Source organism: Micromonospora sp. NPDC005215, assembly GCF_040607915.1.
Classification (GTDB): domain Bacteria; phylum Actinomycetota; class Actinomycetes; order Mycobacteriales; family Micromonosporaceae; genus Micromonospora.
The window spans coordinates 262,279-284,038 of sequence record NZ_JBEXHQ010000002.1 but is presented as its reverse complement, the minus strand read 5'-3'; the positions used below and the strand labels follow the sequence as shown (position 1 = coordinate 284,038).

Genomic DNA, 21,760 nt, shown 5'->3' with positions numbered 1-21,760 from the left:
CGCCTACGCACTGGTCCCCGCGAGAGGTTCCGGTCACGATCCGACCGCTGGCGGCTGCTCCGCAACGGGCACCGACGTCGGGGGCAGGAAGATCAGCAGCTCACGGAGGGGTTCGGTGGTGTTCGGAGGCAGCAGACAACGGCCCGCGAACTCTTCCATCGAGGCGTACGGGCCGCGCATCCAACGGTCCACCACGATCTGCCGGCACTGGTGTTCGGTCAGGCCGGGCAGCGTGGCGAGCACCTGCTCCGGGACGGCGTTGACATCGATCAGGCCGCCGTCGTCGAAGCTCCCGGCCAGGTCGGGTCGGCCGAGGCTCAGCTCACCGCGCGCCGCCGGGTAGTGGTACAGCAGGTAGCGGGCGTGCTCCCGACGGACGCGCCGCTCGACGTCGACTCGATCGTGCGCGTTCACCCGCTGGCTGCTGGTGATCGCCGCCCAGAGTCCTCGACTGAGCAGGATCACGTGCACCGCCCCGACAACCCAGGTGATCAGCGCCAGGCCGAAGAAGGAGAACGCCGTGACGCCCGGAACCTCGGCCTCCGGGTCCTCGATGTTGAGTAGGTTCACCTCGACGGTGATCAGGACCAGGTAGCCGACGCCGGCGATGGCGAGACGCCAGCTACGCCGCCAGACCGCGTACCCGAGGATCACGGCCCAGGTGAGGCAGCCGCCGGAGAGCAGGACGAGTGCCGTACCGACGATCGTGGCAACCCTGCTCGCCCAGCGCGGCGGCGACATCCTGACGCGCTTCTCGCCATTCGGGGGCGGCGGCGCGGTAAATGGGGTCGACAGGTACGGCGGCGGGCCGTACACCGGGAACGGCTTCGGGGCGTGAGCCGACAGCGGCGGCGAGCTGACGGGTGGCGGGCCGGCCTGCGGCGGCACGGCGGCAGCTTCCGCTGTCAGCGGCGGTGGCAGTGCCCTGGTCGACGGATCATCCGGTCGAGCCGGAACTGTCGTCGGCCACCCAGTGGGTGGCCCGGCGGCGGGCGGTGTGGCGGGGGCCGATGGTCCGGAGCTGGGCCTGGCTGGTTCGACGGCCGTCGATGGCAGTGACACGGCAGTGGGCGGCAGTAGCGCCGGATCGGCCCGCAGGACGCGCCGGTGCAGGTCCTGAAGAGCGTCACCCGGCTCGATGCCGTACTCGTCGCGCAACAGGCCGCGAAAGTCCCGGTACTCGGCCAGCGCCTCGGCCTGCCGCCCGCTGCGATGCAGCGCCAGCATCAACTGGTGTCGCAGCCGCTCCCGCAGTGGGAACTCGGCGGTCAGCTCGCGCAGCTCACCCACCATTTCCCCGTGCCCGCCCAGGCGTAGCTCCGAGTCGACCCAGCTCTCTAGCGCGGTGGCCCGCAACTCCAGCCAACGCTGTCGGGCGGAGTCGAAGAACGGCCCGGCGAAGCCGCTGAACGGCTCACCCTTCCACAACTCCAGTGTGGTCTTCAGCTCGGTCACCGCCTCGGCGACGCGATCCTCGGCGCGGAGGCGCTCGGCCCGGCGGATCCCCCGCTCGAATCTGATGGCGTCGACCGCGTCCGGCACGACCCGGAGCTGATAACCGGCGTCGGTGAGGGTCAGCACCTGACCGGGGCTACGCGGAGTGCGCTCGGGCTCCAGCACCCGACGCAGCCCAGCGACATATTTCTGCACCACGTTCGCACCGTTGGCCGGCGGCTCCTCGGGCCACACGGCGTCCACGATCTGCGTGGTGGTGACCGGACGGCCGCCGGAGAGCAGGAGCACGGCCAGGACGGCCCGTTGCTTGCCGGCCCCCAGGTCGAGATCCCGGTCGCCGAGCCAGGCCCGCTGGGGCCCGAGAATCTCGAAGCGCAGCTCACCTGACATGCGAGTTTCCGCTCCTGACACCCCACTGCCGGCGCCCCGTCAGTGCACCGCCGCCGAACCGCAGCATATCGGCAGTGGTTCCGCCGTACCGCCCGGCAGCATCTCTCCCGGCAGAAGCCAAGCACCGTCAAGGAGAGAGATTCTGTGATGACGAACGGAACCGGCCACACCGGCACCATTCGGCGGACTGTCAGCACCCTGGTTGGCGTCATCGCCGCGACCACTCTGCTGGCCGGCTGCGGCCCGGACGGGTCCGGACCCGCCGCTGGCGGCAGCCCGAGCCCCACCCCCACGCCGAAGGAGGCTCTGCTCGCCGCGGTGCCGGACGGTACTGAGGGAGCATTCCGATTCACCGGGAAAGACTCCAGCTCGGACATCTCGGGTGTGGTGGACCCGGCCGCGAAGGGCATGGACCTCACTGCCGCGTACAAGGACCCGGAGCACGGCTTCACCACCCGGATGTCGTTCCTCCTGGTGAAGGAGCAGCTCTGGCTGAAGGTCAAGTTCACCGGCACCGAGGGGCTGACCGGGCTGCCGAAGCTGCCGAACCGCTGGATGGAACTGGACCGCGCCAAGCTGACCGACGGGGAGACCGCGCCGACGTACGACGGTGCTGACGTCGGCAACGCCGGCCCGATCATCGAGGCCGCCACCTCGGTCGAGGCGAAGGACGGCCAGACGTACACCGGGGTCGTCGACCTGACCAAGGGTCAGGCCGGCAGGGCCGTCGGCGAGGAGGAGGTGGCGGCCCTAGGTGCGGCGGCCGGGCAGGTCCCGTTCACGGCCGTCGTCGGCCCCGATGGCAACCTCGCCTCGCTGACCCTGGCCGTCCCCGCCGCCGGCAAGGCGAAGGCCTGGACGTACCTGGTGAAGTACGCCGACTACGGCTCGGCGCCAAAGCTCGCCGCGCCGACCGGAAACACGGCACAGGAGGCGCCAAAGGCGGCCTACGACATGCTCAACAGCTGACCACCAGAGGGTCGCGGCCACACGGGGGGCCGCGCCCCTCCCCTCCACCCCTCAGCCCGTCGATCATGAAGTTGTCGCCGACCGGCACCCGGCGTGTCGTGGCAACAACTTCATGATCAACAGGGTGAGGGTGTGGGGTCGACGGGGTGAGAGCGTGGGATCGACGGGGTCAACGGCGGGGGCGGAGGGCGCGGGTCAGGTGGGTTAGGCGGGGGGCCAGGCTGGTCAGGCCGCCGGGGAAGAAGTAGACGGCCAGGATGAAGACCGTGCCCAGGACGAACAGCGGCTGGCTCAGCGGACGGCTCAGGACCGCCGGCAGGTTGTCGACCGCGTCACTCGTGCCGAACGCGGTCAGCCGATGGTCCAGGTACATGTAGAGGACGCCACCGAGAACCGGCCCCCACCGGGTGCCCGGCCCGCCGAGCACCACCATGACCAGCAGCGACAGGGTCAGCTCGGAGGACGTGATGTGCGGTGAGGCGCCGCCGACGATCAGGACGTAGACCACCCCGCCCGCCGACGCCAGCCCGCCGGCCAGCGTGAACGCCACCAGCTTGTAGCGGTACGGGTCCAACCCGAGCACGCCGATCCGCCGCTCGTCGTCGCGTAGCCCGGCGAGCACCCGGCCGGTCGGCGAACCGCTCACCCGGTGCACCACGAAGACCACAATCGTCAGGTACGCGAGCGCCAGCCAGTACAGGTTGACCGTGTTGGTCACCCCCACCAGGCCGGCGGGCAGCCCGGACACGTCCAGCGGCAGGCCCTCCTCGCCACCGGTGAGCCCGCCGAAGTCCCGCGCCACCAGGATCGCCCCGACCTGCGCGAAGGCCAGCGTGACCATGGCGAACGCGATGCCCACGGTCCGCAACGCCACCGCACCGAGCAGCGCGGCGAGGATCGTGCCGCCGGTGATCGTCAGCAACGCCGCCTGCCACAGCGGCAGCCCGGCCCGGGTGATGAGGATGTCGGTGCCGTAGACGCCGGCGGCGAAGTACAGCGCGTGCCCGAAGGAGAGCATGCCGGTCCGACCGAAGAGCAGGTCGTACCCGGCGGCCAGCCCGCCGAAGATCAGGCAGATGGCGAGCAGTTGCAGGGTGCCGGGCGAGTTGACCGGCCCCTCGAAGATCCCCGGCAGGGAGATCGTCGAGTACGGCAGGATCGCCAGCACGACCACCGCGACCAGTGGCAGGAACGGGCGCACCCGGTGCCACCGGCCTGGTCGCGACGCGGTGGGTGCCGGTGCCGGGGTTACGTCGAGGAGCGTCATGCCGTTGCCACCTTTCCAGCGATGCCCTGCGGGCGCAGCAGCAGCACCACGGCCAGCAGCCCGACCACGCAGATGTCGCCCAGCCCGGACGTGCCGTAGTAGTTGACGAACTGCTGCACCAGCCCGACGACGACCGCCGCGTACGCGGAGCCGACCACCGAGCCCATCCCACCGATCACCACCACGATGAACGCGAAGATCAGCAGCGAGCTGCCCTGGCCGGGCGAGACGGTGCCGAAGTAGACCCCGCCGAGCGCACCGGCGAGCGCGGCAGCCGCCCCACCGATGGCGAAGACCAGCGTGAACGCCTTGCGCACGTCGATGCCGAGCGCGGTCACCATCTCCCGGTTCTCCACCCCGGCCCGGATCACCAGGCCGTACCGGGTCCAGCGCAGGAACGCCAGGATCGCGCCGAGCACCAGCACCGCCGCGATGATCAGCAGCAGACCCCCGTTGGGCACCTGCGCGCCCAGGATCCCGGTCACCTGCCGGGTCCAGTCCGGACGCGGGAACGGCCGAGCGTCCGCGCCCCAGGTGGCCTGCAACAACGCCACCCCGGCCAGGGACAGTCCGACGGTGACAAGCACCTGCTCGATGGTGCGGGAGTAGAGCGGACGGATCAGCACCAGCTCGACCAGGATCGCCACCAGCGTGCCGGCGGCCACCCCGAAGGCGACAGCGAGCACGAAGCCGAACCCGTCGGAACCCGCGCCCGGCAGGTTGCCCGCCGCCCACCAGGTGCCGTACGCGCCGACGCCGAGAAACAGCCCGTGCGCGAAGTTGAGCACGTCGGCCAGGCCGAAGACCAGGGACAGGCCGGACGCGACAAGGAAGTACAGCGCCGCCAGGCCGAGCCCGGTCAACGTCAACAGGATCACGGTGCCCATCAGTGCTTCACCTCCGCCGAGCCGACACCCAGCAACGACTTGGTCAGCGCCGTCTCCAGCAGCAGCTCGTGGGCGTCGCCGGTCCAGGCCACCTTGCCGGCGGCCAACACCACCGCAGCGCGGGCCAGCCGGCGTACCACTGCCAGGTTCTGCTCGACGAGCAGCACCGGCACCGACTCCGCGACCCGTTCCAGCACCTCGGCCACCTCGGTCACCACCTTCGGCGCCAACCCCTTGGTCGGCTCGTCGATCAGCAGCAGCCGGTTGTCGTTGAGCAGCACCCGGCCGATCGCGAGCATCTGCTGCTGCCCGCCGGAGAGCGAGCCGGCCCGTTGCCGTCCGCGCCGGTCCAGCTCCGGGAAGAGCGCGAAAACCTTGTCGTACGCCGGGCTGGTGCCGCGCCGTTCGGCGAGCCGCAGGTTCTCGGCGACGGTGAGGCCGGCGAAGACGCAGCGGTCCTCGGGCACGTAGCCGAGCCCACCGCGGACCAGCCGGTGGGTGGGCCGGGCCAACAGGCTCTGCGCGCCCATCCGGATGCTGCCGCGGACCTCTCCGGCGAGCGGGGTGAGGCCGACGATCGCGCGCAGCGTGGTGGTCTTGCCGACGCCGTTGCGGCCGAGCAGGACTGTCACGCCGGTCGGGGCGACAGTGAAGGACACCCCCTGGAGGATGTGCAGCCCGGAGATCCGGACCGACAACTCCTCCACACTGAGGATCGGTTCCATCAGAGCGACTCCCCCAGGTAGGCCTCTTGCACTGTGGGATTGGCCATCACCGTCTCCGGGGTGTCGCAGGCCAGCAGCGCGCCGTGGTGCATGACGGCGATCCGGTCGGCCAGTTCCAGGATGACGTCCATGTGGTGCTCGACCATCAGTACCGCCCGGCCGCTGTCGCCGGTCAACGACTTGATGACGGCCACCAACTCGGGTACGTCTTCGGCGCTGACCCCGGCCATCGGCTCGTCCAGCAGCATCACCCGCGGTTCACCGGCGAGCAGCAGAGCGATCTCCAACTTGCGCTTCTCGCCGTGGGCCAGGGTGCCGGCGAGTGCCGTACCCCGGTGGGCGAGGCCGACCCGGTCGAGCGCCGCGTCGGCGGCGGCGGCGACCTCCCGGTCGGCCGCCGCCCGCCGCCACAGTGCCATCGAGCCCCCGCGGTGCGCCTGCACGGCGAGCCGGACGTTCTCCCGCACGCTGAGCGAGCCGAAGACCGAGGACGCCTGGAAGGTACGGCCCAACCCGAGGCGGGCCCGCCGGTGCGGCGGAAGCGCCCCGATGTCCTGCCCGTCCAGGGTGATCCGGCCCTCCGTGGCCCGGCGCAGGCCGGTGATCAGGTTGAACAGTGAGGTCTTGCCGGCGCCGTTCGGCCCGATCACGCCCAGGAACTCCCCGGGCGCGAGGTCGAGGTAGACGCTGTCGACGATGGCGACCTCACCGATCCGCCAGGTCAGACCGCGGGTGGCGAGCATGGCTCAGCCCTTCATGGCCACGGCCGGCGGCGCGGCCTCGTCACCGGTGAGGCTCTTCTGCGCGGTGGCCGTGAACGCGGTGCCGCTGCCGGTCAGCTTGGCCTGGAACATCGGCTGGAGCAGCGCGTGGTCGGCGGCCCGGATTGTCATCTTGCCCTTGACCCCGTCGAAGCTCCAGCCCTCCAGTGCGGTGACCATCTTGTCGACGTCGTCCCCACCCTCCTGCACCGCGCGGACCACCATCTGGGCGGCGGCGAAGCCGTCCGGGTGGAACAGGTCGGTGGTGCTGACCTTGGCCTTCAGCGCCTTGCTGGCCTCGGTGTCGCTGGCACCGTCGAAGTAGTGCGACAGGAAGGAGATCTTCGTGCCGGCCGCGCCGAACGTGGGCCAGGACGAGCGGATGTCCAGGCCGGTGACGACGGTGGTGGACGAGAGCACGCCCTGCTGGTCGAGGCTCTGCCACATGGCCGGGGCGGTGGTGCCGGCCCAGGCCACGAAGAGCAGGTCGGGCTTGGCCGCCTTGATCTGGCTGGCGAACGGGGTGAACTCGGTGGCGCTGGCCGGGGCCCGGACGCTGCTCACGCTGGCGCCCGCCGTACCGATGACGGCCTTGACGGCCCCCTCGTTGGCGTCGCCGAACGCACCGTCCTGGGCGAAGACCACTACCTTCTTGCCGGCCGGGTCGCCGATGAACGACCTGGCGGTCACCACGTCCTGGTAGGACTGCCGGCCGGAGCGGAACGTGTACTTGTTCGCGCCGGTCACCGCGTCGGTGGCCGCCGGCCCGGAGATGAACAGGACCTTGTTCTGCGCCGCGATCGGAGCGACCTGAAGTGCCACCCCGGAGGCGGTGGAACCGGCAATGATCTTCGTGCCCTTGCCGATCAGGTCCTTCGCGGCGGAGACCGCCTTGGCCGGGTCACCCGCGTCGTCGACCTCGGTCAGCTCGATCTTCCGGTCACCGACCTTGCCGGTGCCCTGGGTGGCGAAGTCCAACCCCGCCTTGAACCCCTCGATGTACTGCTTTCCGTAGCTGGCCAGGGCTCCCGACTGGGAGTACACCAGGCCGACCTTGACCGGCGCGGCGTTGTCGCCGCCGCCGGTGGCGGTGTCCTGCGGGCTGCCACAGGCCGTGGCGGCCAGTGCCGCAGCCATCATCGTGGCGGCGGAGAGGAACGCCCGCCGCGTGTGCCGGACCGTCATCGCGACTCCAGGGTGAGGACAGGATGCTGTGTTGTCGGCTCACGCTAGAAGTGACGTCACCCACGAGCTATGTGGCGGAAACACACAAGTCACGCCCGAGGGGTAGCCGCCGTAACGATCACCGACGGGTCAGCTCGGGGCTGGAGGGCGACCGGTACCCATGACCGCCACCAGACGAGGCGGGCGATGTGTCGTCCGGGGACACGGCGCGCTCGGTCGGCCGACCCCGAAGGAAGGCCGGCTCAGCCGCTCCCTCTACGAAATGGACTGTACCTGTAAAACCCTGTTCATCCGCCCGCGTAGCTCCCTCGGAATTACGGCAGCCCAATCGCCGTGACAAGACGAACGGGCTCGTTTCACGCCCCCACGAGAAGCGGGATTTGGTCATAAGCTAAGGCTCAACCAGATGCGGAACGGTTCGAACGCAGGACTCGTGATTTCGGGGGAACACAGCGTGTCACATGTGGCCACTTTCAGTCGATTCGTTCTCCTACTGGTATTCGTCGTTGCCGCAGTGAGTAAAGTTCGGGACCGCCGACGATTTCGAGAGTTCGCATCTTCGGTGGCCGCGCTACGTGTCGTGCCGGATCGCTTGGTCGGCACTGTGGCGATGATGGTGGCCGGGACGGAGCTCGTGGCGTCCGGGTTGCTCCTGATGCTCCCATCGCCGGCACTGACCGCAGCCGGGTTGGGCTTGGCCACGGCTCTGGTAACCAGCTTTGCCGTGGCCATCACCGTGGTCCTGAGGCGAGGGTTGACAGCCTCCTGCCGCTGCTTCGGCGGCAGCGGGTCCGTCCCGTTCGGCTGGCACCACGTGGCCCGCAACGCCGTGCTCGGGCTGATTGGCCTGGCAGGCGTCTATGCCGTCATGCGCGCGCCCACCCCGGACGTGGGCACGCTCGCCCTCACGGCCCCGTTCGCGTTGCTCGTGGCGCTGCTGACGATCCGCCTGGACGACGTAGTCGAGCTGTTCACGCCCATGTCCATCACTGACCGATAGCCGCCGGCCCGCCGCCGCTGTTCCGGTGGGCTCCGGTGGTGTCCGAGGCGTTCGCCGGGGCCTCGACTGGAGCACCGCCGACCTTGCGGATCACCACGCCGAGTATCCCCGCGGCGGGCACCGCCCCGAAGTGCCGCGAGTCACGGCTCAGGTCCGGATTGTCACCCAGCACGACCAACGTGGCCGGCTCGACGACGCCAGAACCCCTCGACCAGCTCGGTAACACAGCGGGCATCGGCTCACCCGGAGTTGCGGCGACCCGCTTGACCAACCAGGGCGTGGTCCGTTCCTCACTGCGGTCACCGGGCCGGCACGGGCCTGCAACGCGGAGGACGATGACATCGCCCCGCCGAATCCGCGCGGCCGGCACTCGCCGGACCACGACCCGGTCACCGGGAAGAAGCGTGGGTGACATGCTCAGCCCGGTCACCGCCACGACGGTCATCCGCGCCCGCAGCGCCACCAGGCCCGCGGCCAGCAGCAGCAGACCCCCGCCGAGCAACAGCGCCGTCATGACAGGACCTCCGTCGTCGAGGCGCGGTAGCCGGCCGCCTGCAACTCGAACAGGGCGGCGTAGGCGCCACCCTCCGCGATCAGTTCGTCATGGCTGCCACGCTCACTGATCACACCGTCGGCCAACACCACGATGGAATCGGCCTCCCGAACCACACCCAGTCGGTGGGAGATCAGCACGCCTGTCCGGCCGCGTCGGGCCGCCCGCAGTCTGGTGTGGACGTCGTGCTCCGCCTCGGCGTCCAGCGCCGAGCTGGGTTCGTCGAGGATGAGCAGATCCGACGCACCGAGAATGAGGCCACGCGCGAGAGCCAGGCGCTGCTGCTGACCTCCGGAGAGCACCATGCCGGTCTCGGGATCGCCCTGATCGGACTCGGCAAAGAAGATCCGGGTCAGCAGAGTCTCGTATCCGCGCGGCAGCTTGTTCAAGACGTCGTGCACGCCGGCAGTGCGTGCCGCCGCCTCGATCCGGGCCTGGTCGGTCAAGGCCGTGAGGTCACCCATGGCGATGTTCTCACGCGCGGTCAGCTCGTAGGCCAGCGCATCCTGGAACACGGTGCGAACTCGTCCGCGCAGCTGCGCGGGATCGAATTCCCGCACATCAACGCCGTCCCACAGGACGGCGCCACGGGTGGGATCGTAGAGTCGGCACAGCAGCTTGACCAGGGTCGACTTTCCCGCGCCGTTGAGGCCCACCACGGCAGTGGTCAGCCCGGCCGGGATCAACAGGTTCACTCCGCGAAGAACCCACGGCTGACCGTCGGCGTAGCGGAACCAGACATCACGCAGCTCGATCCCATGGCGCAGCGCAGGCACCGGCCGGGGGCACGGAGAGAGAGGGAGATCTGGTCCGGCATCGACCACGATCAGGTAGTGCCGGAACAAGAGCAGCGCCTGATACGACGAGACGGTGTCCGTGACCAGTCCGGCCAGGGCGGTCTGGACGCTGGCAACCGCTGCCACCACCAGCACGACATCACCCACCGAGAGCTCGCCGCGTACCGCAGAACGCACCGCGAACAGCAGCAGTCCTCCGGTCACCGCTGCGCTCAGCAACGCCAGTGCCGCCTGCACCGCCAGTTCGCGTCGATCGACCCGGCGGTGCTCCCGGTTGATGGTCTCGATCTCCGTGGTCATGCGCCGCCACAGGTAACGCCCCACCCCGAACAGCCGGACCTCCTTTGCCGCATCGGGGTTGGTGAGCAGGCTGGAGAAGAAGAGTTCGCGTCGTTGCGCCGGCCCTATCCGGCCCACCATGGCGGCCCGGCGGCGACTCACCGCTACCTCGGCCATCATGGCCGGAACGGCGCTGGAGAGCACCACCACCGCCACCCACGGGCCGAGCAGGAGCAGCGTGCCCGCAAAGCCGAGGACGGTGATCAACGATCGCAGTATCCCGAGCCCGCTGTCGACCACCTCGCCCGGACCGTTGATCCCGGCCGACTGCGCGGTCTGCAGGTGGTCAAGGAAGGCGGGATCCTCGAATCTGCCCAGGCCGACGAACCGGTCAACGGCCGCGTACAACCGGCCCTTGCAGTCGAGGCGTACCCGGCGTTCGAGCTCCAAGCGCAGGTAGCGGAGGGCGTGTGGAGCGAGCGCCGCCACGATACCGACCACGGCGAGTGTCGCGGCGAGTCCCGCGATATCCGCCCAACTGACCGTGTCGACGGAGAGGCGGTCGACGACCGCCTTGGTCAACCAGGCCACGGCGAGTGGGGTCAGTCCACCGACGACCGAGGCGGCCAGGTAGCCGGCGAGTTGGGCGGGTGCAGCGCGACGGGCTATTGCCAGTGCGCGGCCGGCGGCGCGAACGATCATTCGAGGCCGGTTCAGGTAGCTGCCGGCAGGGCTGCGCTGTCGGCGTGGATGATCGAGGCCAGGTCGAAGTTCGACACCTGCACCCGGTCACCGGCGACCAGCACGAACGCGGGGAAGCCGTCCACCGCGAAGGCCTGTTGCACCGGGCCCCGATCGGATTCCACCACGACGGTGGCCACCGGCTGCAATTGATCGACCAGGTCGGCGGCCTCTTCTGGGCTACCGGCGACCACGGCCAGGATGCTGTCCCGACCGCCCGGCCTGGAGGCAGCGTGTGCGAGGAAGCCGGGAAGCCGCTCCTTGCACGGGGTGCAGGAGGGCGAGAAGAAGCCGACCAGCGGCTGACTGCCCAGCAGGTCGAGTGCGACAGGGCGTCCGTCGACACTTTCGGCCGTGAAGTCCCCGATGCGGGAGCCCGCTGGCAACGCCACGTTGCTGTCGTCGCGGGCTCCTCCGCTGCGGATCTTGGCCAGCTCGGCGGTGTGCTCCCGCAGTCGGGAGATGACACCAAAGGTGAACAGCAGATTGACGGCCGCCAGCACCCCTACAAGGGTGGTGGCGATAGCTGAGTAGTCCATCGGTCTCCTCGTCGACAGGGCGGACGCGGGTGCGGGGTGGGTGCCCGTCGGAGCCGGGGGGGGTCGCCCGGCTCCGACGGACCGGTGCGGTCTCTCAGCAGCCGGAGCCGACAAACCGACACGGCTTGCAGCCGAAGACCGGGCAGCAGTACTGGGTGTACAGCGAGAGACCGCGGCAGTAGCAGAACTTCTCGTAGCACGTGTCATCCGCGCGGGCCTCCACCCGGGGCACCACCATGCCGACGATCCGATCGGCGAGCGTCGTCACCATCCGAGTCACCGGAACCTCCTCAGTCAAGGGTCGCCAGGTGCAACCGATGCCCTCATCCAAGTCGCCGGACCGTCATCGCACCACGACGTTCCACCGGACGCTCTGACGGACATCGGGTGCGCTGTCGTGCCGCGACCAAGCCTTCGCGCGCGCGGTGGGGAATAGCGTCGTCGACGGCGTGGGCCGCGAGAACGGCAGCGTGGCTGCGATGCCGTGAGTATCGGCAGGAGCACCATCGAGGCGCTTACCGCCGAGTCACTTCCGTAAGGCTCATCCATCGCCCCGGGCGTTACTACCACCCCGCCATCGACGATGGTCTGAAGTATTGTCGTTCGCGTATACGTCCACGGGGGAGTTAATATGTCGGACACATTCGCCGCCCTGCTGCGGCGGCATCGTCTACGGCGTCGGTTGACGCAGGAGGCGCTTGCCGAGCGGGCCGGCATTAGCGCACGTTCAGCCGGAGCAATCGAACGCGGTCCCGGGCGGGCGCCTCGGCCGCAGACAGTGGAACAGCTCGCCACCGCACTCGGGCTGAGCGGCGACGAGCGGGCGGACTTCATCAGCGCCGGGCAGGCGCTGTTCTGGGCGAGCCGCCTGACCGGGACACCCTCGGCCAACACCCCGTTGGAGGCGCCGCCGCCGTCGACGTCCCTGGCGGACTACGTACCGCGGCCGCAACAGCTACCGGTGGATCTGCCCGATTTCGTCGGGCGGACCGACGAACTGGCAGCCCTGTGCGCCGCGCTCAGCTGCGCCACGGCCGGAGCCGTCCGACTGGCGTCGATCTCGGGTCCGTCTGGCATCGGCAAGACGGCGCTGGCGATCCACGCGGGGCACCGACTGGCCGAGCATTTTCCGGACGGGCAGCTGTACGCGTCGCTGCGCGACACCACCGACGACCCGGTCGAGGTCCTCGGTCACCTGCTGCACGCCCTGGGTGTCGGCGGCTCCAGCCTGCCCGGAGGGCTGGACGCACGCGCGGCGCTCTTCCGAGCCAGACTCGCCGGTCGGCGGGTGCTGCTGGTCCTCGATGACGCCGCAGGACACCGGCAGATTGAACCACTGACTCCGCCGGACGGGAGCGCGGTGCTCGTGACGAGCCGACTGCCGCTGACCGGAGTCCCCGGGATCACGACGATCGACCTCAGTCCCCTGGATACGCCGACGGCGATCGAGCTGTTGTCCCGGGTGGTCGGTGCCCCGCAGATCCACGCGTACCCGCTGGCCGCCGCCCAGCTCGTCACCATCTGCGGCGGTCTGCCACTCGCGGTGCGGATCGCCGCCGCCCGGCTGGCGGCCCGCCCGTGCTGGACGGTGAAGACCTTCGCCGATCGCCTCGCGGACAGGGGACGGCGGCTGGACGAGCTGCGCCACGGCGATCTGGCGCTGCGGCCCGGCCTCGAACGGACGTACGAGGCGCTCAGCCCGACGGCGCAGCGAGCCTTCGCACTCCTCGGTGAGCTGGACGTGCCCTCGTTTCCGGAGTGGTGCCTGGCAACGCTCCTGGGCACCACTCCGGCCGCAGGATCGGCAGCCCTCGACGAGTTGGTCGACGCCCGCCTGGTGGATCAACTCGGTCCCGACCGGGCCGGCCAGCCGCGGTTCGGCCTGCACGCCATCACTCGGCTGTTTGCCCGGGAGCGCCGCGATGCCGAGATCGAGCAGAGCGCGTGGGTCGGGGCGCTGAGCCGCCTTGGCCTGGGTTTTCTCGCCCTGGCCCGGCTGGCGCTCGGCCGGGCGGCGGGCGAACTGCTCGAGGTGAACGATCCGGCCCGCAGCGCTCTCCACCCCGATCACCCGGCGGCCACCACGGTCACCGCGCAGCCGGTCGACTGGTACGAGGCCGAGCGTGCGACGGTGGCGGCGTTGGCGCGGATGTGTCGCGCTGGCGGGCTTGCCGTGATCGCCCGCGACCTCGCCGGTTGTGACGCGGAGTTCGACGAGTTGCACGTTTAGCGTCGGCTGGACAGGTCCATGCCGGGCAAGCCCGACGACCGGCGGGATGTTGGCCTGCCACCCCGGATGCGGGTGGCAGGCCACCATCCGCGGAACCGGCGGTCAGCGGCCGGCGAGGGCGGCGACCGCGGTGTCCGGGTGGTCGCTGAAGACGCCGTCCAGGCCCAGGCCGAGGAAGAGTTCGTACTCGGCGGTGATGTCACCGCGCGCGTTGGGGTCGGTGCCGATCCGGAAGTCGACAGGGAGGAACTGGTTCTCCGCGCGGAACGTCCAGGAGTGCACGAGCAGCCTCTCCCGGTGCGCGTCGCGTACCACGTTGGTGGGGGCGAGCAGGGCACCGGCCGCGTTCCGGGGCACGAGCAGGTTCTTGTTCACGCCGATGCCGTCGGCGTACCCGGCGATCCACTTCAACCCGGCCGGCGTGACGAGGTCCTGGTAGCTGCGGGTGTCACCGGCGACGGTGAAGTCGTACGGGCGGCCGGTGGCGTCGAGCAGTTGGACCAGCTTGACCTCGGTCAGCTTGCTCAGCCGGCGCAGGTTGGCCGTCTCGAACGACTGGATGAAGACCGGCGAGTTCTTCCGGTCCAGCTTGTTCTGCCGCAACACCCGCAGCAGCGGCTCCTCCAACGGCTTGCCGATCGACGCGAAGTAACTCGGGTGCTTGGTCTCCGGGTAGATGCCGATGGCGCGGCCCCGTGCCCGCCCTTCGGCTCGGGCCAGGTCGATGACCTCCTGGAGGGTGGGCACCTCGAAGCGGCCGTCGAAGGCGGTGTTCGCCACCCGGACCTGCGGCAGTCGCTCCTTGGCCCGCAGCGTCTTCAGCTCGGCGAGGGTGAAGTCCTCGGTGAACCAGCCGGTCACGGCGACGCCGTCGATGGTCTTCGTCGCCTTGCGGGCCGCGAACTCCGGGCGCGTCGACACGTCGGTGGTGCCGGAGATCTCGTTCTCGTGGCGGGCGACCAGGACGCCGTCGGAGGTGGACACCAGGTCCGGCTCGATGTAGTCGGCACCCATCCGGATCGCCAGCCGGTACGCCTCCAGGGTGTGCTCCGGCCGGTAGCCGCTGGCGCCCCGGTGACCGATCACAATCGGCCGGTCGGTCGCCCGGGAGCGGTCCGCGTCCGTCGCGGGGCCGGCTTCGGCCATGGTTGGCACGGCCACGGCGGCGGCGAGCAGTACGCCGGCCAGGCCGAGGGTCGGAAGGGTGCGTCGCATCGCCGTCTCCTGTCGTCGGGAAAGCCGCTTCAGCAGATCGCCCCGGGTTGACAGGCAGTTGGTCGATGGTTGGCCGGGAGGTGAATCTCCGGAATGCGCGTTCCCCCTCCGGGGGCCGGGCGGAAAAGGAAGATTGTCTGGTGCGCCAGTTCTTCCGCAACCCCGTGCGGCTGGTGCCGTTGGCATTCCTGGTGCCGATCCTGCTGGGTACCGGGCTGCTGATGACCCGCTGGTCAACCGTCGAGTATCAGCGTCCACCCCTGGTCACGGCGCTCTTCACCGCCACCTCGGCAGTCTCGGTCACGGGTATGGCGATCACCGACACCCCCAACTACTGGTCCGGCTGGGGACTGCTGGTGATCACCCTGCTCACCCAGCTCGGCGGTCTCGGCATCCTCACCGCCGCGGCCCTGGTCATCCTGGTGGTCTCGCGCCAGCTCGGCCTGCGCAACCGGCTGCTGGTGCAGGCCGAGACGGCGGAGTTCGGCATCGGCGACGTGGGCCGGCTGCTGCGCCGGATCGCGATCACCGTCTTCGCCTGCGAGGCCGTGATGACCGCGCTGGTCGCCGGCCGGCTCTGGGGGGCGTACGACTACCCGCCCGGACGAGCCCTCTGGTCGGGCGTGTTCCACGCCGTCCAGGCGTTCAACAACGGCGGCTTCGCGCTCTACACCGACGGCCTGTTGGCCTTCGACCGCGATCCGTGGGTGTCGCTGCCGCTGGCGTTCGGGGCGATCGTCGGCGGGCTGGGGTTCCCCGCGCTGTTCGAGGCCGTCCGGGAATGGCGCAAGCCGGCGGGGTGGACGGTGGCCACCAAGCTGACCATCTGGGGCAGCATCGCCCTGCTGCTGCTCGGCTTCGTCGGCCTGCTCGCCGCCGAGTGGACAAACGCCAGCACCATCGGCTCGTACGACGCCGGAGGCAAGGTGCTCGCGTCGTTCAGCCAGATCGCGTTGAGCCGCACCGGCGGTTTCAACGTGCTAAACATCGCCGACCTGCAGGAGGAGAGCTACCCGCTGCTGATCGTGCTGATGTTCATCGGCGGCGGCAGCGCCAGCACGGCCGGGGGCATCAAGGTGTCCACGTTCTTCCTGCTCGCGTTCACCATCCGGGCGGAGTTGCGCGGCGAGCCCGACGTGACGGTCGGGCACCGCCGGGTGGCCACCGCGAGCCAGCGGCAGGCGGTGACAGTGGCCCTGCTCAGCGTCGCGCTGGTCACGGCCGGCACCATGCTCCTGCTGCTGATCACCGAGGGCGTGCGGTTCGTCGCGGCCCTGTTCGAGGTCACCTCCGCGTTCAGCACCACCGGGCTGACCGTCGGGCTCGCAAGCGAACTGCCGGCCAGCGGTCAACTGGTGCTGACCGTGCTGATGTTCATCGGCCGGGTCGGGCCGCTCACCCTCGGGTCGGCGATCGCCCTGAACACCCGACGCCGGCTCTACCGCTATCCCCAGGAACAACCCATTGTCGGCTAGGAGCGAGGAGGGTCGAGGTGTCGGCGAGACGATCGGACGGCGGCGGCATCGTGGTGATCGGGTTGGGTCGGTTCGGCTGCCATCTGGCCGCGTCGCTCACCCGGATGGACCGCGAGGTGCTGGCCGTCGACCGCAACCCGGATCAGGTGCAGCGCTTCTCGGCCCAGCTCGACCGGGTGGTCCAGGCCGACGCGACCGAGGAGGGGGCGCTGCGGCAGCTCGGCGTCACCGGCTTCGGGCGGGCGGTGGTGGCCATCGGAGCGTCGGTGGAGGCGAGCGTCCTCACCGTGCTCGCGTTGGTCGAGCTGGGTGTGCCGCAGATCTGGGCACGCGCCACCTCGCAGAAACACGCCAAGATCCTGTCCTCGGTGGGGGCGCACCACGTGATCTTCCCGGAGGCGGAGACCGGCGACCGGGTGGCGCACCTGATCGTCAGCCGGCTGCTCGACTTCATCGAGTTCGACGACGACTTCGCGATCGCGACCGTCCGGGTGCCGGAGTCGCTCGTCGGCCGCACCCTGCTCGACCTGCGCCCGGACGAGCGCGAAGGGGTCCGGGTGATCGGCGCGAAGGTGCCCGGTGAGCGTTTCCGGTACGCCTCGGACGACACCGCGCTGACCCACGGTGGGCTGCTGGTGGTGGAGGGGGGCATCGACCAGGTGCAACGGTTCGCGGGACGACGCTGACCGTCACCTTTTGGGCCCACCGTGGCGCCCCGGCGGGGCTTTCACCCTTTTCCCGGACCACCCGGCCCCTTGGCCTCGCCGGGCTTCCCGGGACCCTTCGGCTGCTTCGGGGGCTTGGCCTTCGGCGCGTCACCGCCGGAGCCGCCGGGTGCCGTCGCCTTCTTCGGCGGGGCCTTCGGCGTGGTGGCCGCCTTGCTCGGCGGGGCCGTGGACGGCGCGATGGAGGGCGCGGTGCCGGCGACCCCGGAGACGCGTACCCCGCAGGCCACCTCGCCGAGCCGGAACTCGACAGGCAGCGGGTTCGCCCCGCTGTACGTGCCGGTGAGGGTGAGCTTCTCGGCGGCGCCGGGTGCCAGTGTGTTGCGCTGCTCCGCCGGCCGGATCACCACAGTGCTCCCCTGCTGGTACACCGGCGCGGATTCCGCCTTCGTCACCGTCTGCTGACCGGGAAAGCTGAAGCTCATGGCCCAGTCCCGCAGCTCCTGGTCACCGGTGTTGGTAAGCGTCAGATCCGCGGCGAAGTCGGTGCCGGAGTCCGTGCGCAGCGCGTACGCCACCTCGCACGGCACCTTCGGCGGCAGACCCATCCGGGCCTCGGTCGTCGGCCGGCCCTCGCCGCTGGCCGGGCTGCGTGAGGTGAACCCCCACATCGCTCCGGTGACAGCGATCAGCCCGACGGCGGCCACCCCGGCCTCCACCCGCCGACGACGGGTCACCCGCTGGCGCGTCCTCTGGTCCCGTTGGCGGGTACGGGACATCGGCAACGCGTCGGTCTCCGCCGACCAGGGCAGGATCGTGGTGCCCGCGCTGGCGAGCGCGGCCGGGTCCAGCGGCCCTCCGGTCGGGGAGACGGGCACCGCCGCGAGCATGCCGGCCGCGTCGGCGAGGACCCGGGTCAGCTCGGCGGTGGCCGGTCGGTCGGCGGGCCGCTTCGCCAGGCAGCGCCCCACCAGGTCGATCACCTCGTCGGGCAGCCCGGCTACGGCGGGCATCGGCTCCGGTTCGGTGTACATGTGCGCGCGCAACATCTGGGTGGTCGTGGTGGCGCGCCACGGCAGCCGGCCGGTGAGCATCCGGTAGAGCAGCAGCCCGACGGCGTACACGTCGGTGGCCGGCGACACCTGGCCGTTGTCGAGCCGTTCCGGGGCGAGGTACGCGGGAGTGCCCAACAGCGTGCCGTCCGGCCCCTTCTCGCTCTCCCCCACCAGCGCGGAGATGCCGAAGTCGACCACCTTGACCCCGGTCGACGTGAGCATGACGTTGCCCGGGGTGACGTCGCGGTGCACCACACCCCGAGCGTGCGCGATGGTCAGCGCCGAGCTGACCTCCGCGCCGATCGTGACCGCCTCCCGCCAGGGTAGTTGGCTCTCCCGGCCCAGTCGACTGGCCAGCGAGGTGCCGTCGACCAACTCCATCACCACGTACGGCACGGTCAGTCCGACCTGCTCGGATTCGCCGTAGTCGTACACATTGGTGATATTCGGGTGGCAGAGGCGCGCGGCGGCCTGCGCCTCGATCCGGATCCGGTGGCGGAACGCCCGGTCGCTGGCCAGCCTGGAGGCCAGCACCTTCACCGCAACCTGACGGCCGAGCACCTCGTCGTAGCCGCGCCACACCACCGACATGCCGCCCGCGCCGAGCTGCTCGATCAGTCGGTACCGCTCATCGAGGAGCTGCGCGCCGTTTCGGTCCCCACCACCCATGGTGACCGTTGTTGCCCAGGATCAACGGGCCTACACCTGAAGTATCGGAATCGGTCAGGGTTGTCACTCGTTCAGGCGGTGGCCAGCAGTTGGTCCACCGGGGCGTAGTCGTCGGTCAACACCAGGGCCGCGCCGACGAAGTCCGTCAGCGCCGCGTCGGACAGCAGGCTGACCTTGGGATCCACCTCGCTCAGCCGGGTCCGGACGGCGTCCAGTGGCAGCGGCGCGTCGGAGCCGACGATGAGGAAGTTGGAGCCCCGCTCCTCGGCGAGCGCCTCGGGCGGCGCGATCAACGCGACGTGCCGGAACTCGGCGGCCACGGTGGCCAGCTCGGCGCGGATGAACCGCAGCGGCGGGTAGTCGATGACGTTCTGCACGTAGACGCCGCCGGGGCGGGTGACCCGCCGGACCTCGGCCGCCATCTCCCTGGTGGCCAGGTGCCAGGGCACCACCAGGTGACCGAACGCGTCACCGACCACCAGGTCACGGCTGTCCGTCGGCTCACCGCCGACCAGCATCCGGGCGTCGCCCACCACCGCCCGCAGCTCCGGCCCGGTCCGTACGCCCAACTCCTGCTCGCCCAGCTCGACCAGCCCGCCGTCGATCTCGAACACCACGTTCTCGGTGCCCGGCCGGGTGGCGGTCAGGTAGCGCGGCACTGTGAATCCGCCGCCGCCGAGGTGCAGCGCGTCCAGCCGTTGACCGGCCGGCGCGGCGACGTCGGCGACCGCACCGATCCACTTCGTGTACGCGTACTCCAGGTGTTTCGGGTCGGCGAGGTCCACGTACGAGTGCTGGGCCGAGTTGAGCAGCAGCGTCCGCCCGGTGGATCGGGCCGGGTCGGTGGTGACCCGGGCGCAGTGGTACGCCGTCTCGATGTCGCACGGGTTCGGTGCCACGGTGCTGAGGCCCGCCCCGACCAGGCCGAGCACGGCCAGCGCGGCCCGGGTCCGGGCCGGACCGGGCAGCTCGGTGGGCTCCTGCCGGCGCAGATACCAGCCGAGGCCGATGCCGACCAGCCCGAGCGCCACCGCCAGGGTCAGCAGGATGACAGTGCTGCGCAGGGCGGCGACCAGCACGAAGCCGGTGAGCAGGGTCGCCGTGATGCCGCCCAGGGTGCCGATCCCGGAGAGTCGACCGACCACCTGGCCGGTGCGACGCAGGTCGGCCAACTGGAGCTTCACGACCAACGGGGTGACCGCCGCCAACAGCGCGGCCGGCACGAACACGGCAAGGGCCACCAACAGCAGGATCGCGCTGGCCGCGCCACCGCGCAGCACCTCACCGGCGTACCGGACGACGGGCAGGGTGATGGCGGTGGCGATGCCGGCCAGCACCAACGCCGGTGCCAGCAAACCACGTGGGTTACGCCGGTCGGCCAGCCAGCCGCCGGTCCACGCCCCGTAGGCGATCGCGGCCAGCGCGACGCCGATCACCGAGCTGGTCACCTGGAGGGTCACCCCGACGTACGGGCCGACCAGACGCAGCGCGACGGTCTCCAGCACCAGCACGGCGCCGCTGGAGAAGAAGACCAGGAAGGCGGCCAGCCCGTTGGGCAGCGCCCGGCCGGTGACCGGCACGGGTGGGGCCGGGGAGGCCGGCGGGGCAGCTACGTCGGACGGTGGGGAACTCATCGTCGCGATGGTACGCAGCGAAGCTGGTGCTTCGGGTCAGTACAGCGAAAGATGAACATGGTTCGTGTGGGACGCCGCCGGACTGCCGCTGCCGCTGTACGAACGCCACCCGGTGCCGGGATGCCAGATCTGCCGGTACCAGATCACGTAGAGCACGCCCAGTCGATCGGCGTTGCGCACGTGCCAGGCGGCCAGGCTGTCGCCATACGCCTTGTCGCCGCCGGTCGCGTTGCGATCCTCGAAGCCGTTGGTGGCCGCGGCGAAGTCGCAGGCCCGCCCCTTCGGGTGCTCGCCGCCGCCACCTTCGCGCTTACAGGAGACGTGCCGCTTGTAGCCGGCCGCCTGGGTCTGCTTCAGCGCGTTGAGGGTGCGCGGGGTGATGCAGCCGGAGGTGGTCGGGTCCTTCACGGAGCAGGACTCCGACGGCCAGGACCCGTCGGAGTTACGCGGGGCGGGCTTCGCCGAGGCGGAACCGCCCCCGCTGAAACCGTTGCTGCTGCCCGAGCTGACCTCCGCGAGCGCCGCCTCGGCCTCCTTCTTCTTCTTCGCCATCACGGCGAGCTGCTTCTGCTGCTCGCGGACCTCGGCGTCGATGGCGATCTTGGCCTGTTGCGCCTGCTGCCGGGCTCCGACGAGATCACGCAGCCGCTTGCTGTCCCGCTGGGCCATCAGGTCGAGGTCGCTGGCACGTTCCAGGAACGCCTGCGGGGTGGCGGTGTTGAGCAGCATCGACGCCGGGCCGAGCCGGCCGATTCGGTAGGACTGTGCGGCGACCTCGCCAACCTGGGCCGTCAACCCACCCATGCGACCCTCGATCGCCGTCAACTCGCCGGTCAACGCCGTCTGGCGGCGCTTGGAGTTGTCGAGCTTGGCCTTGGCCTCGATGTGCCCCTTGGCGGTCAACTCCAACGCGTCCTGCAGCTTCTTGCTGCCACCCTCACCGGGCTCGGCGTACGCGGGCGCGGCGGCACCGCCGAGCACCAGGGCGACGGCGGCGAGCAGAGTGAGCAGGGTGCGGCGACCGAGCCGCGGGTCGAGCCTGGTCCTGGGCACGAAAGCGTCCTTCCGTCAACCGCCGGCCCCCGGTGAACAACTGCGCGGCGGCGTCCCCGCCGGCGCCGGTCGGCGGCCTGCTGGCGGAGACCGCCGGTCACGATACCGGACTGTGGGCCGGTGACCAGCCCCCTGACGCCCGGGACGCCCCGATGTCGACGGAGCGTTCCGACACCGTCGCGCAGCGCCCGGATCAGGAAAGAAGAAGGGCGTCGC

General features: G+C 70.4%; 19 protein-coding genes. 5 read left to right on the top strand and 14 right to left on the bottom strand.

The features are described 5' to 3' along the window. Positions 1–33: 33 nt before the first annotated feature. A complete protein-coding gene (locus ABZU25_RS03440) occupies positions 34–1,845 on the bottom strand; it encodes a BTAD domain-containing putative transcriptional regulator (protein WP_355027713.1) in 1,812 nt (603 codons plus the stop codon). Between the two features lie 147 nt (positions 1,846–1,992). Between ABZU25_RS03440 and ABZU25_RS03435 the strand changes: the two genes are divergently transcribed. After that, positions 1,993–2,814 carry a hypothetical protein gene (locus ABZU25_RS03435; RefSeq protein ID WP_355027712.1) on the top strand — a complete coding sequence of 274 codons (822 nt, stop codon included), beginning with the start codon at positions 1,993–1,995 and terminating at the stop codon, positions 2,812–2,814. 169 nt (positions 2,815–2,983) lie between these two features. Here ABZU25_RS03435 and ABZU25_RS03430 read toward each other — a convergent pair whose 3' ends face one another. From ABZU25_RS03430 to ABZU25_RS03410, 5 genes are read right to left on the bottom strand one after another with little or no spacing between them, the layout of a single operon-like run. Then, positions 2,984–4,081, bottom strand: coding sequence for a branched-chain amino acid ABC transporter permease (locus ABZU25_RS03430; protein WP_355027711.1), 1,098 nt, complete (start codon positions 4,079–4,081; stop codon positions 2,984–2,986). Beyond that, on the bottom strand, positions 4,078–4,968 hold the full coding sequence (locus tag ABZU25_RS03425) for a branched-chain amino acid ABC transporter permease (protein WP_355027710.1): 891 nt from the start codon (positions 4,966–4,968) through the stop codon (positions 4,078–4,080). The genes ABZU25_RS03430 and ABZU25_RS03425 overlap by 4 nt, the downstream gene beginning before the upstream one ends. Next, the gene (locus tag ABZU25_RS03420; protein ID WP_355027709.1) at positions 4,968–5,693 is read right to left on the bottom strand and encodes an ATP-binding cassette domain-containing protein; all 726 of its coding nucleotides are present in this window, start codon (positions 5,691–5,693) and stop codon (positions 4,968–4,970) included. The genes ABZU25_RS03425 and ABZU25_RS03420 overlap by 1 nt, the downstream gene beginning before the upstream one ends. Continuing rightward, the gene (locus ABZU25_RS03415; RefSeq protein WP_355027708.1) at positions 5,693–6,436 is read right to left on the bottom strand and encodes an ABC transporter ATP-binding protein; all 744 of its coding nucleotides are present in this window, start codon (positions 6,434–6,436) and stop codon (positions 5,693–5,695) included. The genes ABZU25_RS03420 and ABZU25_RS03415 overlap by 1 nt, the downstream gene beginning before the upstream one ends. A gap of 3 nt (positions 6,437–6,439) precedes the next feature. Next, positions 6,440–7,639: a substrate-binding domain-containing protein gene (locus tag ABZU25_RS03410; protein WP_355027707.1), complete on the bottom strand. Its 1,200-nt coding sequence runs from the start codon at positions 7,637–7,639 to the stop codon at positions 6,440–6,442. A 406-nt stretch (positions 7,640–8,045) separates the two neighbouring features. Here ABZU25_RS03410 and ABZU25_RS03405 point away from each other — a divergent pair, with 406 nt between their 5' ends. After that, on the top strand, positions 8,046–8,639 hold the full coding sequence (locus ABZU25_RS03405; protein ID WP_355027706.1) for a MauE/DoxX family redox-associated membrane protein: 594 nt from the start codon (positions 8,046–8,048) through the stop codon (positions 8,637–8,639). Here the strand turns inward: ABZU25_RS03405 and ABZU25_RS03400 are convergent. From ABZU25_RS03400 to ABZU25_RS03385, 4 genes are all read right to left on the bottom strand, one after another. Beyond that, the gene (locus ABZU25_RS03400) at positions 8,626–9,153 is read right to left on the bottom strand and encodes a S26 family signal peptidase (RefSeq protein ID WP_355027705.1); all 528 of its coding nucleotides are present in this window, start codon (positions 9,151–9,153) and stop codon (positions 8,626–8,628) included. The two genes, ABZU25_RS03405 and ABZU25_RS03400, sit on opposite strands and share 14 nt — an antisense overlap. Beyond that, the gene (locus ABZU25_RS03395) at positions 9,150–10,535 is read right to left on the bottom strand and encodes an ATP-binding cassette domain-containing protein (RefSeq protein WP_355027704.1); all 1,386 of its coding nucleotides are present in this window, start codon (positions 10,533–10,535) and stop codon (positions 9,150–9,152) included. The genes ABZU25_RS03400 and ABZU25_RS03395 overlap by 4 nt, the downstream gene beginning before the upstream one ends. Before the next feature lie 446 nt (positions 10,536–10,981). Next, a complete protein-coding gene (locus tag ABZU25_RS03390; protein ID WP_355027703.1) occupies positions 10,982–11,548 on the bottom strand; it encodes a hypothetical protein in 567 nt (188 codons plus the stop codon). A 94-nt stretch (positions 11,549–11,642) separates the two neighbouring features. Further along, on the bottom strand, positions 11,643–11,828 hold the full coding sequence (locus tag ABZU25_RS03385; RefSeq protein WP_355027702.1) for a hypothetical protein: 186 nt from the start codon (positions 11,826–11,828) through the stop codon (positions 11,643–11,645). Positions 11,829–12,179: 351 nt separating this feature from the next. Here ABZU25_RS03385 and ABZU25_RS03380 point away from each other — a divergent pair, with 351 nt between their 5' ends. After that, complete coding sequence (locus ABZU25_RS03380) at positions 12,180–13,778, top strand: helix-turn-helix domain-containing protein (protein ID WP_355027701.1); 1,599 nt, start codon at positions 12,180–12,182, stop codon at positions 13,776–13,778. 102 nt (positions 13,779–13,880) lie between these two features. On the opposite strand, the gene ABZU25_RS03375 is transcribed toward ABZU25_RS03380, so the two are convergent. After that, positions 13,881–14,993: a glycerophosphodiester phosphodiesterase gene (locus tag ABZU25_RS03375; RefSeq protein WP_355027700.1), complete on the bottom strand. Its 1,113-nt coding sequence runs from the start codon at positions 14,991–14,993 to the stop codon at positions 13,881–13,883. Positions 14,994–15,133: 140 nt separating this feature from the next. Between ABZU25_RS03375 and ABZU25_RS03370 the strand changes: the two genes are divergently transcribed. After that, positions 15,134–16,468: a potassium transporter TrkG gene (locus tag ABZU25_RS03370; protein WP_355027699.1), complete on the top strand. Its 1,335-nt coding sequence runs from the start codon at positions 15,134–15,136 to the stop codon at positions 16,466–16,468. 17 nt (positions 16,469–16,485) lie between these two features. Then, a complete protein-coding gene (locus ABZU25_RS03365) occupies positions 16,486–17,154 on the top strand; it encodes a TrkA family potassium uptake protein (RefSeq protein WP_355027698.1) in 669 nt (222 codons plus the stop codon). 41 nt (positions 17,155–17,195) lie between these two features. On the opposite strand, the gene ABZU25_RS03360 is transcribed toward ABZU25_RS03365, so the two are convergent. From ABZU25_RS03360 to ABZU25_RS03350, 3 genes are all read right to left on the bottom strand, one after another. Then, positions 17,196–18,857 carry a serine/threonine-protein kinase gene (locus ABZU25_RS03360; RefSeq protein ID WP_355027697.1) on the bottom strand — a complete coding sequence of 554 codons (1,662 nt, stop codon included), beginning with the start codon at positions 18,855–18,857 and terminating at the stop codon, positions 17,196–17,198. Positions 18,858–18,928: 71 nt separating this feature from the next. Further along, the gene (locus tag ABZU25_RS03355) at positions 18,929–20,491 is read right to left on the bottom strand and encodes a fused MFS/spermidine synthase (protein WP_355027696.1); all 1,563 of its coding nucleotides are present in this window, start codon (positions 20,489–20,491) and stop codon (positions 18,929–18,931) included. A 36-nt stretch (positions 20,492–20,527) separates the two neighbouring features. After that, complete coding sequence (locus ABZU25_RS03350; RefSeq protein ID WP_355027695.1) at positions 20,528–21,544, bottom strand: hypothetical protein; 1,017 nt, start codon at positions 21,542–21,544, stop codon at positions 20,528–20,530. Between the last annotated feature and the right edge of the window lie 216 nt (positions 21,545–21,760).

Bases quoted from the DNA above. Each gene is read 5' to 3' on its own strand.
- ABZU25_RS03425 (WP_355027710.1), bottom strand. From the start codon at position 4,968: ATGGGCACCGTGATCCTGTTGACGTTGACCGGGCTCGGCCTGGCGGCG.
- ABZU25_RS03440 (WP_355027713.1), bottom strand. From the start codon at position 1,845: ATGTCAGGTGAGCTGCGCTTCGAGATTCTCGGGCCCCAGCGGGCCTGG.
- ABZU25_RS03430 (WP_355027711.1), bottom strand. From the start codon at position 4,081: ATGACGCTCCTCGACGTAACCCCGGCACCGGCACCCACCGCGTCGCGA.
- ABZU25_RS03355 (WP_355027696.1), bottom strand. From the start codon at position 20,491: ATGAGTTCCCCACCGTCCGACGTAGCTGCCCCGCCGGCCTCCCCGGCC.
- ABZU25_RS03405 (WP_355027706.1), top strand. From the start codon at position 8,046: ATGCGGAACGGTTCGAACGCAGGACTCGTGATTTCGGGGGAACACAGC.
- ABZU25_RS03415 (WP_355027708.1), bottom strand. From the start codon at position 6,436: ATGCTCGCCACCCGCGGTCTGACCTGGCGGATCGGTGAGGTCGCCATC.
- ABZU25_RS03390 (WP_355027703.1), bottom strand. From the start codon at position 11,548: ATGGACTACTCAGCTATCGCCACCACCCTTGTAGGGGTGCTGGCGGCC.
- ABZU25_RS03375 (WP_355027700.1), bottom strand. From the start codon at position 14,993: ATGCGACGCACCCTTCCGACCCTCGGCCTGGCCGGCGTACTGCTCGCC.
- ABZU25_RS03435 (WP_355027712.1), top strand. From the start codon at position 1,993: ATGACGAACGGAACCGGCCACACCGGCACCATTCGGCGGACTGTCAGC.
- ABZU25_RS03410 (WP_355027707.1), bottom strand. From the start codon at position 7,639: ATGACGGTCCGGCACACGCGGCGGGCGTTCCTCTCCGCCGCCACGATG.
- ABZU25_RS03360 (WP_355027697.1), bottom strand. From the start codon at position 18,857: ATGGGTGGTGGGGACCGAAACGGCGCGCAGCTCCTCGATGAGCGGTAC.
- ABZU25_RS03380 (WP_355027701.1), top strand. From the start codon at position 12,180: ATGTCGGACACATTCGCCGCCCTGCTGCGGCGGCATCGTCTACGGCGT.
- ABZU25_RS03400 (WP_355027705.1), bottom strand. From the start codon at position 9,153: ATGACGGCGCTGTTGCTCGGCGGGGGTCTGCTGCTGCTGGCCGCGGGC.
- ABZU25_RS03420 (WP_355027709.1), bottom strand. From the start codon at position 5,693: ATGGAACCGATCCTCAGTGTGGAGGAGTTGTCGGTCCGGATCTCCGGG.